This window comes from Halanaeroarchaeum sp. HSR-CO (genome assembly GCF_024972755.1).
Taxonomy (GTDB): domain Archaea; phylum Halobacteriota; class Halobacteria; order Halobacteriales; family Halobacteriaceae; genus Halanaeroarchaeum.
Genome location: NZ_CP087724.1, coordinates 995,885 through 1,010,810, shown reverse-complemented (window position 1 = coordinate 1,010,810; position 14,926 = coordinate 995,885). Strand labels below are relative to the sequence as shown.

General features: G+C 62.7%; 15 protein-coding genes. 4 read left to right on the top strand and 11 right to left on the bottom strand.

Annotation, left to right across the window (positions count from 1 at the left end):
• Positions 1 to 2: 2 nt before the first annotated feature.
• The 6 genes from HSRCO_RS05215 to HSRCO_RS05190 all read right to left on the bottom strand — a co-directional run bounded on the left by HSRCO_RS05215 (position 3) and on the right by HSRCO_RS05190 (position 7,540).
• Positions 3 to 653, bottom strand: coding sequence for a 4Fe-4S dicluster domain-containing protein (locus HSRCO_RS05215; RefSeq protein WP_259519375.1), 651 nt, complete (start codon positions 651 to 653; stop codon positions 3 to 5).
• 2 nt (positions 654 to 655) lie between these two features.
• Complete coding sequence (locus tag HSRCO_RS05210) at positions 656 to 2,965, bottom strand: molybdopterin-dependent oxidoreductase (protein ID WP_259519374.1); 2,310 nt, start codon at positions 2,963 to 2,965, stop codon at positions 656 to 658.
• A 290-nt stretch (positions 2,966 to 3,255) separates the two neighbouring features.
• A complete protein-coding gene (gene extH, locus HSRCO_RS05205) occupies positions 3,256 to 4,515 on the bottom strand; it encodes a selenite/tellurite reduction operon rhodanese-like protein ExtH (protein ID WP_259519373.1) in 1,260 nt (419 codons plus the stop codon).
• Between the two features lie 288 nt (positions 4,516 to 4,803).
• Positions 4,804 to 5,445, bottom strand: coding sequence for a helix-turn-helix domain-containing protein (locus HSRCO_RS05200; protein ID WP_259519372.1), 642 nt, complete (start codon positions 5,443 to 5,445; stop codon positions 4,804 to 4,806).
• Between the two features lie 127 nt (positions 5,446 to 5,572).
• On the bottom strand, positions 5,573 to 7,027 hold the full coding sequence (gene proS / locus HSRCO_RS05195; RefSeq protein ID WP_259519371.1) for a proline--tRNA ligase: 1,455 nt from the start codon (positions 7,025 to 7,027) through the stop codon (positions 5,573 to 5,575).
• A 51-nt stretch (positions 7,028 to 7,078) separates the two neighbouring features.
• Positions 7,079 to 7,540: an 8-oxo-dGTP diphosphatase gene (locus HSRCO_RS05190; protein ID WP_259519370.1), complete on the bottom strand. Its 462-nt coding sequence runs from the start codon at positions 7,538 to 7,540 to the stop codon at positions 7,079 to 7,081.
• Between the two features lie 99 nt (positions 7,541 to 7,639).
• Between HSRCO_RS05190 and HSRCO_RS05185 the strand changes: the two genes are divergently transcribed.
• Positions 7,640 to 7,792, top strand: coding sequence for a hypothetical protein (locus tag HSRCO_RS05185; protein WP_259519369.1), 153 nt, complete (start codon positions 7,640 to 7,642; stop codon positions 7,790 to 7,792).
• A gap of 33 nt (positions 7,793 to 7,825) precedes the next feature.
• On the opposite strand, the gene HSRCO_RS05180 is transcribed toward HSRCO_RS05185, so the two are convergent.
• Positions 7,826 to 8,299 carry a hypothetical protein gene (locus HSRCO_RS05180; RefSeq protein ID WP_259519368.1) on the bottom strand — a complete coding sequence of 158 codons (474 nt, stop codon included), beginning with the start codon at positions 8,297 to 8,299 and terminating at the stop codon, positions 7,826 to 7,828.
• Positions 8,300 to 8,560: 261 nt separating this feature from the next.
• On the opposite strand from HSRCO_RS05180, the gene HSRCO_RS05175 reads away from it, so the two are divergent.
• A complete protein-coding gene (locus HSRCO_RS05175) occupies positions 8,561 to 10,477 on the top strand; it encodes a beta-CASP ribonuclease aCPSF1 (protein WP_259519367.1) in 1,917 nt (638 codons plus the stop codon).
• A gap of 24 nt (positions 10,478 to 10,501) precedes the next feature.
• Here HSRCO_RS05175 and HSRCO_RS05170 read toward each other — a convergent pair whose 3' ends face one another.
• The 4 genes from HSRCO_RS05170 to HSRCO_RS05155 form a co-directional block, all read right to left on the bottom strand.
• On the bottom strand, positions 10,502 to 10,846 hold the full coding sequence (locus HSRCO_RS05170) for a hypothetical protein (protein ID WP_259519366.1): 345 nt from the start codon (positions 10,844 to 10,846) through the stop codon (positions 10,502 to 10,504).
• A 135-nt stretch (positions 10,847 to 10,981) separates the two neighbouring features.
• The gene (gene nth / locus HSRCO_RS05165) at positions 10,982 to 11,800 is read right to left on the bottom strand and encodes an endonuclease III (protein ID WP_259519365.1); all 819 of its coding nucleotides are present in this window, start codon (positions 11,798 to 11,800) and stop codon (positions 10,982 to 10,984) included.
• A gap of 60 nt (positions 11,801 to 11,860) precedes the next feature.
• Entirely contained in the window at positions 11,861 to 12,280 is a 420-nt protein-coding gene (locus tag HSRCO_RS05160) for a DUF371 domain-containing protein (RefSeq protein ID WP_259519364.1), read from the bottom strand.
• A gap of 51 nt (positions 12,281 to 12,331) precedes the next feature.
• Positions 12,332 to 12,517, bottom strand: a complete 186-nt coding sequence (locus tag HSRCO_RS05155; RefSeq protein WP_259519363.1) for a hypothetical protein — start codon at positions 12,515 to 12,517, stop codon at positions 12,332 to 12,334.
• A 302-nt stretch (positions 12,518 to 12,819) separates the two neighbouring features.
• Here HSRCO_RS05155 and HSRCO_RS05150 point away from each other — a divergent pair, with 302 nt between their 5' ends.
• Together HSRCO_RS05150 and sppA are read left to right on the top strand one after the other, a co-directional pair.
• Positions 12,820 to 13,719 (top strand): coiled-coil protein, encoded by a 900-nt coding sequence (locus HSRCO_RS05150; protein WP_259519362.1) that lies wholly within the window; start codon positions 12,820 to 12,822, stop codon positions 13,717 to 13,719.
• A 113-nt stretch (positions 13,720 to 13,832) separates the two neighbouring features.
• On the top strand, positions 13,833 to 14,840 hold the full coding sequence (gene sppA / locus HSRCO_RS05145) for a signal peptide peptidase SppA (RefSeq protein ID WP_259519361.1): 1,008 nt from the start codon (positions 13,833 to 13,835) through the stop codon (positions 14,838 to 14,840).
• Positions 14,841 to 14,926 lie beyond the last annotated feature (86 nt).

Here is a 14,926-nt window from a genome sequence, read left to right as displayed (position 1 = left end):
GCTCAGTCCCCTGCGTTGAACGGCGTGATGACGTCATTGGTGCCGTCGACGGCGGCGGTACTGTCCTCGAAGGGCTCGACGATCACGCGGCCGTTGTTAGACTTGAATCGGTTCGCCGCCGCCTGGGAGGCCTCCTGGATAACCTCGCTCTGTGGGCCGGCCTTGATCGCGTCGCCGACGCAGTCGGAGACGCAGTTCGGCTGCACGGCGCCGATTCCGTCCTGCTCGTGTTTCGGGGCAGGATCGGCGTCCGCACCCGACCCGGGACCCTGACCGATACACATGTTGCACTTCGACATGAGCCCCTCGTCGCCGTAGGTTGGCGCGCCAAACGGACAGGCCCAGCCGCAGTACTTGCAGCCGATACATTTCTCGCGGTCGATGGTCACGATGCCGTCGGACTCACGTTTCTCGATGGCGTTGGTCGGACAGACCTTCTCGCAGGGCGCGTCGTGACAGTGCATACACGACATCGAGATCGGCACTTCGCTGACGTCCGGGAAGGTACCCTTCTCGTGGTGCGTGACCGTCCGCCAGTCGTCGGCACCGGATTCGCGGTCGTGGTACTGCTTACACGAGACCGTACAGGCGTGACACCCGATACACCGGTTCGGGTCGAAGTAGAAGACCCAGTGATCGCCTTCGGCCGCCATGATCACTCACCCCCCGCCGACTCGACCTCGACGGCGATGTGCCTGTCCACCTGTCCCGTAATCGGATCCATCTGTTTGTCGTGTAGCGTCATCGTGTTCATCCCTTCTCCGTCGGGCGTCGCCGACGTCTCGCCGAACCCGTATTCGGCGGTGACGAATCCGGGGCGTGCGCGTTCGGAGACGACCGCCATGAGTTCGCCACTCCCGGTTCGCGATTCGACGCGAACCATGTCCCCGGACTCGATACCACGGGGTTCCGCGTCGGCGGGGTTCAAGTGGAGGTAGTTACCGCGGTAGTCCTCGTCATCGAGACGGTTGCGCTTCGCGAACTGATCGCGGAGCCGGTCGTGGGGCTGGTTGCTGCCGTGCGAGAAGAACACGGAGCGAACGTCGTAGAACTCGAGCGGATAGTCGCCGCCGATCTCGTCGCCGTACTCGCCCGGCGGGATCCACTCTGGCGCGGTGGTCATCCCGGCCTCCTCGGCCGCCTGGGCGAAGCTCCCGACCTGATCCAGATCGAACCGGAAGGTGAAGTTGTCGTTATCCTTCCACTTCTCGTAATCGTAGGATTCGACCAGTTCGTAGTTGACTTCGCCGCTGTCGATATCCTCGAGCGTGAGATCGAGGACCGATAGCTGATCGTCGATGAAGTCCTCGTGATCGTCCCACTGCTGGAAGACCGTCCAGTCCTCCTCGCCGGTCTCCTCGGCCATCGCATTGGCGATGCCGACCAGGATGTCGAAGTCCGGTTTGGTGTTCCACTGCGGGTCGACGGCGGCCTTCGAGCCGGTGATCCACTTGTGGTTGGGGTACGCCGACCAGTTGCCGGTCCCGAGAGTGTCCTTTTCGAGCTGGGTCGCCTCCGGGAGGACGATGTCCGCGTTGCGCGAGACGCCGTTCCAGTAGGCATCGATGGAGAGAACCAGGTCCATCTTCTCGATTGCCTCGATCCACGCGTCGGCGTTCCCGTCCTTCAGGGGGTCGTCGTGGTGAACGACGATGCCGTTGATGTGGCCGTTGTCGACCATCTCGGGCACGAGGTTGTGAGCGATATCGGTGATATGCCGGACCGGGTAGTCCGAGTACTCGTCGTACTTGGTAATGGCCGGCTCCTTGAACTCGGCCCGATTCGTGTAATCCATCTCACAAACCTCGCCGAACGAGGCAGTGCTGGCGTACTCCCAGAGACGGAGTCCGCCGGGTCGGTCGATATTGCCGACCAGCCCGTTGAGCGCGGTGATGTTCTGGGTTGCCTTCCAGCCGTTGCCCATCTGCGAGGTGCCGGTCCAGACGGAGATGCCGGCCTGCGGTGCGGCCTCCGCGAACCCGCGAGCGACCTCGCGGATCTCGTCGGCGGGAATGCCCGTAATCTCGGCCGCCTCTTCGGGTGGCATGTCCGCGGCCGCTTCGCGGTAGGCGTCGAAGCCGTAGGTGTAGTTCTCGACGAACTCCTGGTCGTAGAGCTCCTCCTCGATGATCACGTTGGCCATCGCCAGGGCCAGTGCACCATCCGTTCTGGGCTTGATCGGGAGCCACTTGTCCGACTTCTCGGCGGTGATCGTGTGCTGGGGGTCGATCGTCACCAGTTTCGCGCCGTTCTTCTCGATGGCTTCCAGCGTTCCCTTCGCCTCGAACTGGCCGGCGAAGGAGTTGAGCTGGTTGCGGCCCCAGGCGATGATGTACTTGGAGTTCTGATAGTCGGGAACGCGGTTGTTCGATCCGACACCCATCATGCCGCCCGTGACGAACGTCGGTCCGGCACAGACGTGGATCCCACGGCTGATCCGCTCCGGAGTCCCGTAGAGCTCGCGCCAAACGGTCGAGAAGATCGGCGTCTCGGCCCAGCTCGTCGCGTCGAGGAGCGTCTCGGCGCCGTTTTGCTCTTTGAACTCGACGAGTCGCTGGGCGGTGTACTGGAACGCCTCGTCCCAGCTCACCTTCTGCAGTTCCCCGTTCTTGCGAACGTGCGGTTCCTTGATGCGCTTGGGATCGTGGGTCTTATCCAGTTGTGCGAGGCCCTTCGGGCAAAGCGTTCCCTCGGTGTCTGGGCCTGCACTCCCACGCGGGTGCCCATCGACGCCGGTCAGGTTGACCACGGAACCGTCCCGAACGTACGCCTTCTGTCCGCAGTTGTGCGAACACATCCAGCAGTTACCGAAGGCAGTCGTCGCCTCGCCACCGGACGGTTCGTCCGCTGGACCGTCCCCGGAGGACAGACAGCCGCCCAATGCCGCGGCACCGGCGGCGGCTCCACCGGCTTTCAGGAGCGTCCGACGGGTGAGGGAGGTCCCGTCGCGTCCGCCCGTACTCATCGTTTACACCCCGAAGGCGCAGTGGGTCGTACCGTCCACTGTCCCGCTTCGAAACCGTGCCGTCCGACCGTACCGTCCGGCGTCTGATCTACGATTAGCGTCATGACTGTTCTACGGGTAAATCCAGGAGACCAACGGAGATAGACCACACTCGGGACCGGTTAAGGCTTTATAAGAGGGTGCGTGACTGCGAACCGTTCAGCCGGAACTAATCGCACGACAGCGACCCGATATGCGGTGCTAACGGTAATGAAAAATATGGAAAATTTGGGACGAGGCGTTCAGGGTCTCTACGAGCCGCAGCCGAAGCCACCGCCGCTCGTGTCGCCGCCCATGTACTGGATGTCGGCCTTCTTGACCTGGTTCGCGTCGATGGTCGCCAGGTCGGTCAACTCCTCGTTGAGATCCGGATCGATCGTCAGCGAACTCTCGCCGGTGTCGCCCACCGTACGGTCCTGCTGGTCGACGCGCCAGGCGTCGTTGGGCACCGGGTCGTTGTTGCCATCGTAGTGGACCCACTGCCGCGAGACGGAGCCGTCCCACAGCGTGACGTTGTCGTATCCGAGAATGCCGTCCAGGGCGAAAAAGCCCATCGCGGCGCGGTAGCCGCTGCCACAGAAGGTGATGATCTTCTGTCCCTCTTCGACGCCCTCGAGTCCCCAGACGTGCTCGGAGATGGTGTCCGCGTCCTGCCACGGGAAGTCCCCGCTGAAGCTGTCGCCTTGCAGGTACGTCGCCGGCGGATCGGCGACGGCCCCGGCGGGTTTCGGCGTCGCGTCCCCGCGCAGGTCGAGGAAGGAGGCCTCCGATTCGCCCGCGTTCTTGGCGTCCACTTCCTGAATCATCTGGTTGAGCCCGTAGCGCAGATCGTAGTTGGGCTCGCCGAACGCCTTGACCGTGTAGTTGCTGGTCGGGTGGTCGGGCGCCTCGAACGCGAGGTCGTACTCCTCGCCGTAGACCGTCGTTCCGCCCTGCAGGACTTTCACACGCTCACGCGGGAAACCCCAGTACCGAAGAGTCCAGTACGCCCGAGCCATCCGCATCGGTGCCTTGCCCGACAGAACGATCGTCGTGTTCTGACCGACGCCGGCGCTCTGGATGACCTCGTCGATGATCGAGCCGCTCGCGACCATCGTCGGCGTCTCCGCCAGTCCCTCGAGACGCGTCTCGGTCAGAACCGCCGGTCCCTCGCCCTCGGAGGTCGACCATTTTACGGCACCGGGGACGTGACCGCTGTCGTACCCGTCCGTATCGATGCGGAGAATGACGACACGGTCGTCTGCAGTGTCGTCGGTGTTGACGATGCCCGCGTCCTGCCACTCCTTGAGTGTGGCGGGCTCGATCAACGCATTCTCGGTGTCCGTCGGATCCGGCTTCTCCGGTTCCTCGGTCGGCTCTTCGGTCGGTTCCTCGGTCGGCTCTGCAGTCGGTTCCTCCGTGGGTGCTTCGGTCGGTTCACCATCGTCGGAACCCGAACAGCCGGCGATCGCGGCCATGCCAGCGACGCCGGTCATCTTGATAAACCGTCGGCGGTTGAGGTTCTTCTCCATACACTGAACCCCACTTGGACAAAGAGGATGACCATAACTCGGGACCTGTTCAGGTTTTATATGGGGGTAGATATTATGTCGTGTCGTTGTTCACGTTTGACCCCGAAAAATATGGAGCTAATCACCAAGCTTGCTACTAATTACCAAGCTTGCTACTAATTACCATCTTTCCCCCATCGGAGCGGTTGCAGGCAAAACCGTCGGTGCTCCATTCGATAGACGTGGTGGCGCCGTCTGCGACCAGCGAATCGACCCGAACGAGTGGGCGACCCCGAACAATCCGGCGAACTACTCGTCGTCGCGGAAGAGTTGTGCCATCACGTTCTGCTCGGCACGGGCGAGTCGCTGTGAGAGGGCGGACGTCGAGATGCCGAACTCCTCGGCCAGGTTCTCGAGAGAGGCATCGTGTGAGAGGCCGTAATACCCGGCGTCGACGGCCCCTTTGAGCGCGTCTCGTTGTTTGTCGGTCAACTGCGTGAAATCTACTTCACCGATGACGTCGTCGAGTTGGCTCTGGCGAACGTCCACGATGCGGAGAATACGGACGAACTCGGAGACCTCGCGGAGGTCTGCGACGAGCTCGGAGAGCTGATCGTTGGACGGCAGATGAACCTGAACGATGAACCCCTTCCGACTCCGGTCCTGGAAGCGGGGGACGAGATCGAACTCGTTGAAGACCGTCCCCGGGCAGTTGTCACAGACATCTCCCTTGTGGTTGAAGACCTCGACACTGCGTTTCTCACCCTCGTCCCGACAGACCGTCACGTCCGAGTGGCATTCGCCCTCGGGGAAGTACAGTTCAACGTTCGAGATCTCGCCCTCGAGGTCGTCCATGAAACAGGCTGCTTTGGGCGTGATCTCGAAGACGACCTGGACTTCGCGCTCGCTAAGGTGTCCGTTCTTCGGTTTTTCGAGGATTTGTTGGGCCATAATCGATTACTCACCAGGCGGCCGGGCACCACTGGTCTCGGTACTATCTTCGAGCATGGAGGGTTTAAGCTGGTCGACTGTTCTCAGGCTTCGAAAACGTCCCCGGTGTGAGCGAGCCGACCGACCGTCAGTACGATTTGGCGAAATAGGCCGTCGTCTCAGCAACGTCACCGCAGACCGCACACTCCTCCCCTATCGGCGGTTCGTCTTCGTCGAAAGGCACCATCACTATCTCGGCGTGGATCTCCTCTTTGATCTCGGTCTCGCAGGCCTCGTCCCCACACCACGGTGCCGTGACGTACCCCCCGTGCTGGCCGATGGTGCCGAGTATCTCGTTGCGGGTCGTGGCCTCGCGGACGTTCGACTCGAGGGTTTCCTCGGCGGTGGCGTAGAGCTTCGCGTAGACCTCGTCGAGATGGTCCTTGACGCTCTCGACGATACCAGACCGGTCGTCTGGCACCGTCTCCCCGTCCGGTCGGTGGACGACAGTCACCGCCTCGTCGTCGACCTCGTTCGGCCCGATCTCGAGGCGAAGGGGGACCCCTTTCAGTTCCCACTCGTTGAACTTGAAACCGGGGTTGCGCTCGTCGCGGTCGTCCAGTTTCACTCGGACGCCGCCCTCCTGCAGTTCCGCTGCGATCTCGCTCGCGTACTGGAGCACCTTCTCCTGGGTGTCCTCTTGCCAGATGGGGACGATGACGACTTGGGTCTGTGCGACCGTCGGCGGGAGCACGAGACCTTGATCGTCGGAGTGGGTCATGATGAGCGCACCGATAGCTCGCCACGACAGGCCCCAGGAGGTCGTGTGTGCGACCCGTTCTTCCTCGTCCTCGTCGGCGTAGGTGATGTCGAAGGCGTCGGCGAAGCTCCGTCCGAGGTGGTGGCTGGTGCCACCCTGTACCGATTTACCGTCGGGCATCAGGGCTTCGACTGTCGTCGTCGTGTCCGCACCAGGGAACTTGTCGTGTTCCGGCTTTCGACCGCGGAGGACCGGAATCGCCAGGACGTCCTCGTAGAGACGCTGATACTGATCGAGACGCATCGTCGTCTCGTCCCAGGCGTCTTCCCAGGTTGCGTGGGCGGTGTGGCCTTCTTGCCAGAGGAACTCTTTGGTTCGGAAGAACGGCTTCGTCTCGGTGGCCTCCCAGCGAACCACGGAGTTCCACTGGTTCAAGCGGATCGGGAGGTCGCGATGGCTCCGCACCCATTTGGCCATGAATGGAGCGATGATGCTCTCGCTCGTGGGACGGACCGCGAGCCGTTCCTCGAGTTCGTCGTAGCCACCCTGCGTGACCCAGGCCACCTCGGGGTCGAATCCCTCCACGATGTCTTTCTCCCGTTCGAGATAGCTCTCGGGGATGAACATCGGGAAGTACGCGTTCTGCGCCCCCGTCTCCTTGAACCACGTATCGAGGTTGTCCTGGATGGTCTCCCAGATGGCATAGCCACGGGGACGGGTGACGATGAACCCTCCCATCGGCGCGTAGTCCGCGAGTTCGGCCTTCTGGACCACCTCGGCGTACCAGTCGCCGGGGTTGTGCTCCTTCGACTCGGTGATACCGAGTTCCTGTTCGCCACTCATTACCCCACAACTGAGCGGAGAGTGGCTTAAATCCCCTGAAGCACACCCGCCTCAAAGCTCGACGTCGGGGTCCACGTACCGGCCCTGCAGGACCTCCGCCGCAGCGTCGAAGCGGAACCACCCCTGGAACGTTCGGTCTGCGAGGAGCAGCGGGAGCCAGTACCGGTCGTCCTCCCACATCTGGTCGTACGGGATCGCGTCGATATCGACCCACCGCGGTATCGCTTCGGGCGTCTCCTCGGGAACGCCGTCGACCTCGGGTGCGCGATAGACGTGGACGGTCATGTAATGGTCGTCGCCGAAGACGAACTCGAGTTCGCCCCGCTTTGAGAGCCTCGGCACCGTCGCCCGGATCTCCTCTCGTACCTCGCGGCGGGCGGCCTCGACTGGAGATTCGCCGGGTTCTACCTTGCCACCCGGACCATTGTACAGCCCAGCACCGATGCCTCGTTTCTTCTCGATCAGCAACACCGAACCGTCGCGAACGGGGTACGTGATGGTTGCCTCCTGCACGGGTTGACCCCGGGGGACATCGCTCATATACTTTCCCCTCGGTGCCGGTTCGAGAGACCGGCGTGAAGACTTATGGGTCATGCGAACGACTTTCACAGTATGGGCGACACGAAGCGTGGTCGCGAGCGCAAGGGCATGGTCAAAGAAGAACAGCTGCGTCGGAAGGAAGTCAAACGGACCCTCGAAGCGGACGACGAGATGCCCGAGATAGAAGACGAAGAGATCGAGATCGACGCCGACCTCGAGGAGTAACGTCCTCTAGCTGTCGACCGGTTTTACGGCAATCTATCGGACCGAGAAGGGGTCGGTCTCGGTCCAGTCCCAGCCGGGCAAGCGAGTCTGAACGCCCGCCGCGAGTGCGGCGTCGAGGTCGTCGAGACCCGCCGGCCCGTCGACGTGGGTGTGAACGTCGGCGAAGTGGAAGGTCGCCTCCGCGAGCATCCGCAGTGGTTGCTCGCCGGCGATCATCGCGGCGATCTCGCGACCCAGTATCTCGTCGACGACGAACCCGGGGTAATCCTCTTCGACGTCGAGATCCCGGAGCAGCGCGGTCATCGTCGCTAGATTCACGGCCCGATCGCCGTCGGCGTACGCCTCGTCGATAGCGGCCTCGTATTGGTTCACTGTCACATCTCCGACGTCGACGTCGAACACGTCACCGAGCCGTCGGCGTACCTCGTTCGCCACCGGGACGACCGTCGCTGCCCGTGCTCTCGTCCACTCGTACTCACGCTCCACGACCGCTCGGGTCACCTGCATACCCGTACTGGGAGGGGCAGGGCTACCAACTTTGCGAAGGCTTTTATAACGTCACGGATATACGTCAAACCAAGCGGGTTTTCCCGTAACATTCCCGCGGAGCCCAGCGAAGGGCGCACCGCTACGAGCGATGACTATTGGAATACTGCGTGTTGTGAACGAGGGCGATACTCGTCGTCTGCCGTCCGGACCGTTCCGGACGAGCAGCGGCGTCGGACCTCGTGACACGACCACCGATCCTGAACCCCTAACCTCTCGACTATGAGTGCTGTAGACCGGCAACTCGAAGAGATCCAAGCGACGATAGAGCACGAAGTACCCCCCGACATCTCCGTAACGGAGGTGAAATACGAGGGACCCGAACTCGTCGTCTACACGCGCGACCCCAAGAAGTTCGCCCGCAACGGCGACCTCATCCGGCGGCTGGCGAGCAAACTGCGCAAACGCATCACCGTTCGACCCGACCCGGACGTCCTCACCAGACCGGAGACGGCCAGAGAGCAGATCATGGCGGTGATCCCGGACGACGCCGGGGTCACGAATCTCGACTTCCACGAGGACACCGGCGAGGTCGTCATCGAGGCCTCGAAACCGGGGATGGTCATCGGCCGGCACGGATCGACGCTGCGCGACATCACCCAGAAATCCGGGTGGACCCCCGAGGTGTTGCGCACACCACCGCTCGAGTCGGCGACCGTCAGCAACGTCCGCAACTTCCTGAAACAGGAACGCGACGAGCGACGGGACATCCTCGAACGCGTGGGTCGACAGATCCACCGCGAGGAGATGTCCGACGACGAATGGGTCCGCATCACGACGCTCGGCTGTTGTCGCGAGGTCGGCCGTGCGGCGTTCATCATCTCGACGCCCGAGACCCGCATCCTGGTCGACTCCGGAGACAAACCCGGCTCTGACGACGTCCCCTATCTCCAGGTACCGGAGGCGCTGGGCGCGGGTGCGTCGACCATCGACGCCGTGGTCCTCACCCACGCGCACCTCGACCACTCGGCGCTCGTCCCCCTCCTGTACAAGTACGGGTACGATGGGCCAATCTACACGACCGAACCCACCCGTGATCTGATGGGCCTGTTGACCCTGGACTATCTCGACGTCGCCTCGAAGGAAGGGCGGACACCCCCATACGGAAGCGAGATGGTTCGAGAGGCGATCAAGCACACCATCCCCCTCGAGTACGGCGACGTCACCGACATCGCCCCGGACGTGAAACTGACCTTCCACAACGCGGGCCACATCCTGGGCTCGGCGGTGTCGCACTTCCACATCGGTGACGGCCTCTACAACGTGGCGTTCTCCGGCGACATCCACTACGACGACACCAGGCTGTTCAACGGCGCCGTAAACGACTTCCCGCGGGTGGAGACCCTCGTCCTCGAGTCGACGTACGGCGGGCGCAACGACTACCAGACCGACCAGGAGGACGCGGAACAACAACTCATCGACGTCATCAACGAGACCTACGAGAAGGGCGGGAAGATCCTCATCCCGGCGTTCGCCGTCGGTCGGTCACAGGAGATCATGCTCGTCCTCGAGGAGGCGATGCGCGAGGGCAAGATCCCGGAGATGCCCGTCCATCTGGACGGGATGATCCTCGAAGCGACGGCCATCCACACGACCTATCCAGAGTATCTTCGCGACGATCTCCGCGAGCGCATCTTCCACGAGGACGCCAATCCGTTCCTCGCAGACGCGTTCAACCAGGTCGACGGCGGCGAGGACGAGCGCATGGACATCGCCGAAGACGACCAGTCCATCATCCTCTCGACGTCCGGCATGGTCACCGGCGGCCCCATCATGTCGTGGCTCGAGCACATCGGCCCCGACCCGAAGAGCACGATGGTCTTCGTCGGCTACCAGGCACAGGGGACCATGGGACGACGCATCCAGAACGGCTGGGACGAGATTCCCATCTCGAACGACGGTGGCCGGGCCGACCGCCTCACGCTCAAAGTCGACGTCGAGACGGTAGACGGCTTCTCGGGCCACGCAGACAGACAGGGCCTCATGGACTTCGTGAAGACGATGAACCCCCGGCCGGAGAAGGTCCTCTGTGTGCACGGTGACGAACGGTCCACACAGGAACTCTCCTCGGCACTCTACCACGAGTACAACATCCGAACGTTCGCACCGAAGAACCTCGAGACGTTCCGCCTGATCTGACTACGAATCCCTTCGTAGCCGGCCTCAGACACCCGGCACACCGAACGCGCTGATACCCAGTCCCAGGACCGTATCCAGGATGAAGATGATGACGAGCGCGGAGACCCAGGCGACGAGACCGATGATCGCCGCGTCCTTCCAGCCACCGGGATAGCGCCACTTGATGACCCATATCCAGGCGACGAGAGCCACGAGCGTTCCGATGAGTGGTATCAGCGAGCCGATGGCCCACGCCACCGCCCCGATGAACGCCGTAACGATAGCGTACTTATAGTCGTCCACGCCCGCGACGACGTTCGCGGCGATGTAAATCGCCAGACCACCGACGAGCAGTGCGACGACGAACGAAACGATGGTTCCAACGACCATGCTCGAATGTCTCTCGGCCAGCACCATATTTCATTCGACACATATATCACTGTGTTGATAATGGTAGTCACGACACCGCCACTCATTGCAATAACACCATGAGAGGATACTGGTAAATCTGCACCGCCCCGTGCTCTACTCGTCACCGATCGTCTCTGCAGGATCGATCACGGTGCCCGTCTGCGTGTCGACGCCGACCCGGTCGCACAGTTCTGACACCGGACACGCATCCGGGCCGTCGAGACACGCGGGGGTTCGGGCAGTGCAGTACTCCCGGCCGAACTGGATGCTCGCGGTGTGACCGAAGCCACACTTCTCCGGAGGGACGTCGGCTTCGAGGACCGCCCGGACCGCCTCGTGATCGCCATCGGGTGGAGCGATACCAAGTCGTCGATAGATACGGTGGACGTGTGTATCGACGGGGAAGACACCCCCACGACCACCGGCGAACAGCAGCACGCAGTCGGCGGTTTTCGGCCCGACGCCTTTCAGACGGAGGAGGGTGTCTCGAACCTCGTGGGCGTCCTCCTCGCGGACGTAGCGGTCGAAGGTGTCGGCACTTCCGTACTCCGACAGCACGTGCGAGGCGACGCGCTGGATGACGGCCGCCTTCTGGTTGTAGAGGCCGGCCGATCGGATGGCGTCGACCAGGTCGTCTGTCGCTGCCGAGGCCAGTGCAGTCGCGAGGTCCCCGTCGTCCCCGTCGAATCGATCCATCAATCGGTCGTGTGCGGGTTGGCTCGCCGCATCGCTGGTGTTCTGCGAGAGGATCGTTCTGACGAGGGAGACGAAGGCGTGTTGACCCCCGTAGGACTTCTGCCAGTAGCGTTCGCCCAGTCGGTCGACGACCGCCTCGGCACGGGTGTCGGCCACCCCCGGTTCGACGTCGACTATCGCTCCGCCGCCCTCGCTGCCGCCGGAGATGTTCCGCGTCGGCTCGGGGTCGTCGCTCATGGATAGCTGTCGGGAGCCGTCCGGTTCAAATCTGACGCTCCGTGCTGTCCGCGCCGCGTCTCAGTCGACGGTCAGCGCCATCGTCACACTCGCCCCGCCGGCCAGTGCGTCGACGAGTTCCCGGTCGATGTCGGCCGCTGCAGCGTCGGCGTCGACCATGATCGTTCGGTCGTCGACGTACGTGCTGGTTCGGCCGACCATGCTACGCTCGTTCTCGAAGGTCAACTCCGGGTCGCCTCGACCCGTGATGGTGACCTCGTACCCGGCCGCCTCGATGGTCGCCGTGATGGTGGCATCCGGATCCTGGCATGCCGCGACGAACCCCTCGGAGAAATCCGCGGGCGAGCGGTCGGCCTCGATGCCGAGGATACAATCGCCCGCCGGCGTAAGGTAATCGTCGGTGGTAAACTCGAAGGTGCTCTCGTGTGCCGCGGACACGTGTTCGTGCCCGGTGGCCTGCACGCGCTCGGTACGAGTCATACTCCCGCTCGACGATGGAGCCACTTGAGAATCGCTATCGCGACTGGACGCTCACGCCCGCCCGGACCCGTCCGCGACGGTGATAGTGACTGCGCCACAGTCGCACTCGTAGGCGTGACGAACGCCTCCTGCCGACTCCATGGTGAGCCGCAGGTGCTCGTCACCGAGCGGAGCATCACAGCGTTCACAGGCACAGACGATATCGGCGAGCATGAGAAAACCCACGTCGCGAGGCATGGTCAAAGCGAGCCTAGAGCGTGGTGAAAGTGAAAGTGCCACCCGTCGGTACCAGTTCTTGGCACGCGTGAAATGTCCACATACCGCCGAATGACGGTGCCTGCTAACGGTTTTCACGATTCGTTCGAACAAAACGTTTAAATCACGCGGTCATGTAGGGTGTATCACCAGAACGCTTCGGGCGTTCGGAAAGCACAGCGCGAGAATGACCGGATATTCTCTCCACCGACGCAGGCACTGCAACCGACGAGCGAGCAGTGCGTGCGTCGTCGCCCGAGCTGGATGGCATCGAGGTACGAACAATGGCTGAGGAAATCGAAATCAGCGTATCGAGCGCAGACGAACTTATCACCGAAGAACAGCTTCAAGACAAATCCAAAGGGCAGCTCATCAAAAATGCTGGCCAGTTCCGCGACCGCCGGAACGAGCTCAACCAGCTCGCGAGCAAGCGAGCATCCAAACGGGACGACCTGAACGCGAAGACCCGCGAGAAGGTCGACGAAGCCCAGGGTCATCGCGAGAAACGCGACACGCTCAACGAGCGTGTCCAGGAACACAAGTCGGTGCGCAACGAGCTCAACGCGAAGGCGAACGAGCTCTTCGAGAAGGTCGAGAAACTCAAATCCGACCTGGAGCTCGACGAGGGCAAGAACCTAGAGCAGCTCAAAGAGGAGATCGAGGAACTCGAATTCAAACAGCAGACCGAGGTCCTCTCCGCCGACGCGGAACGCGAACTCATCGAGAAGATCGAGGCGAAACGCGACGAGTATCAGGATAAAAAGGAGAAACTCGACGACAACAACGACCTCGAGACCTACGTCGACGAGGCCGAAGAGGTCCGCGCCGAGGCGTCGAAACATCACGACAAGGTCACCGAACTGGCCGACCGGGCCCAGAAACACCACAATCAGATGATCGAGGCCTACCGCGAGGCCGACGACATCCGCGACGACGCCGACGAGATGCACGAGGCGTTCGTCGAGGCCCAGGAGGCAGCCGACGCCCACCACGAGGCCTTCGTCAACGTCCAGAAGCGCCTGCGCGAACTGGACAAGAAAGAAGAGGAGCAGCGCAAGGACCAGCGCGCAGAGAAGCGCGAGGAAGCTCGCGAGGAAGCCGAAGAAATCTACGAGCGGTTCAAAGAGGGCGAGACCCTCGACACCGAGGACCTCCGCAAACTCCAGAAGAGCGGCCACCTCTGAAACCATAGCACTTTTCGGGTATTCTCTGGGCCCGTAGCGATAGCGTTCGGCGGGCCTGGCGACCGGACTGGGACCGGTCAACCTTTATCCCGATTGGTGGAGAGAGACAGGATATGTCCAGCACAGCGTCTAGACTGGCGCGTGTCCTGATCGCCGTCGTCGCCGCGGTCGTGGCGGCGGCCCTCGGCTATCTGGTCTTCGTCGATCTCCCCGGCGGCAGTCTCGCGCGGTTACTCGGCGTGCTCCTCACCATCGGCGTTGCGATCCTCGGAATCAGGATGGCGCGCCGATACAGCGAGCACCGCTTCGCCCCGTACAACGTGGGCCAGGTCTCCGTCGAGGGGCCGATCGCGCGCCGTCCCGGGCGTTCGCTCTCCACACCGCCGGTGATGGTGACGGCCGACGACATCGTCGAGCAGATCGAAGCGGCGGACGCCGACGACGCCGTCCGGGCACTCGTCGTCCACCTCGACACGCCCGGTGGTGAGGTGGTACCGAGTGACGACATCCGAAGAGCGGTCGAGGATTTCGACGGGCCCACCGTCGCCTACGCGACCGACACCTGTGCCAGTGGCGGCTACTGGATCGCGAGTGGCTGTGACCACATCGTCGCACGGGAGGGGAGTATCGTCGGAAGTATCGGCGTCATCGCGTCTCGCGTCACCGGCGAGGGATTGCTCGAGCGACTGGGACTGACGTACGAACGACTCGTCGCTGGCGACTACAAGGACGCGGGCGTCGCACTCCGAGACATGGACGACGACGAGCGAGAGTATCTCCAGGGGATCGTCGACGACTACTACCAGACGTTCGTCGACCGCGTGGTCTCGGGCCGAGATCTCGACGAGGACGACGTTATGGACACGCAAGCCCGCGTCTTCCTCGGCGAAGACGCGCTCGAACGCGGTCTGGTCGACGACATCGGCGCGGCGGACACCGTCGAGGAGTGGATCGAAGCGGAGCTAGACGAGGCCGTGACGATCCGCGAGTTCGAACCCCAGATCGGTTTCGCCGACAGAATCGGAATGGGTGCCGAACGGGTCGCGTTCGCACTCGGGGCCGGTCTCTCAAGCGTCCTGGTCGACGATGGTGATGGCGCGACGGACTTCGAGTTCCGCTGAGGGCGGTCGGCAAGGGTGAGTGACCGTGACCGCTGGTGACGGACAGCGAGGGTTTTTATCCCGTCGGAATGAGCCTTGCAGTAGGG

Excerpts from the sequence above, each read along its gene's own strand:
- HSRCO_RS05200 (WP_259519372.1), bottom strand. The coding sequence starts at position 5,445 with ATGGCCCAACAAATCCTCGAAAAACCGAAGAACGGACACCTTAGCGAG.
- sppA (WP_259519361.1), top strand. The coding sequence starts at position 13,833 with ATGTCCAGCACAGCGTCTAGACTGGCGCGTGTCCTGATCGCCGTCGTC.
- HSRCO_RS05180 (WP_259519368.1), bottom strand. The coding sequence starts at position 8,299 with ATGCAGGTGACCCGAGCGGTCGTGGAGCGTGAGTACGAGTGGACGAGA.
- HSRCO_RS05170 (WP_259519366.1), bottom strand. The coding sequence starts at position 10,846 with ATGGTCGTTGGAACCATCGTTTCGTTCGTCGTCGCACTGCTCGTCGGT.
- HSRCO_RS05185 (WP_259519369.1), top strand. The coding sequence starts at position 7,640 with ATGGGCGACACGAAGCGTGGTCGCGAGCGCAAGGGCATGGTCAAAGAA.
- HSRCO_RS05150 (WP_259519362.1), top strand. The coding sequence starts at position 12,820 with ATGGCTGAGGAAATCGAAATCAGCGTATCGAGCGCAGACGAACTTATC.
- extH (WP_259519373.1), bottom strand. The coding sequence starts at position 4,515 with ATGGAGAAGAACCTCAACCGCCGACGGTTTATCAAGATGACCGGCGTC.
- HSRCO_RS05215 (WP_259519375.1), bottom strand. The coding sequence starts at position 653 with ATGGCGGCCGAAGGCGATCACTGGGTCTTCTACTTCGACCCGAACCGG.
- HSRCO_RS05210 (WP_259519374.1), bottom strand. The coding sequence starts at position 2,965 with ATGAGTACGGGCGGACGCGACGGGACCTCCCTCACCCGTCGGACGCTC.
- HSRCO_RS05175 (WP_259519367.1), top strand. The coding sequence starts at position 8,561 with ATGAGTGCTGTAGACCGGCAACTCGAAGAGATCCAAGCGACGATAGAG.
- HSRCO_RS05155 (WP_259519363.1), bottom strand. The coding sequence starts at position 12,517 with ATGCCTCGCGACGTGGGTTTTCTCATGCTCGCCGATATCGTCTGTGCC.
- nth (WP_259519365.1), bottom strand. The coding sequence starts at position 11,800 with ATGAGCGACGACCCCGAGCCGACGCGGAACATCTCCGGCGGCAGCGAG.
- HSRCO_RS05160 (WP_259519364.1), bottom strand. The coding sequence starts at position 12,280 with ATGACTCGTACCGAGCGCGTGCAGGCCACCGGGCACGAACACGTGTCC.
- proS (WP_259519371.1), bottom strand. The coding sequence starts at position 7,027 with ATGAGTGGCGAACAGGAACTCGGTATCACCGAGTCGAAGGAGCACAAC.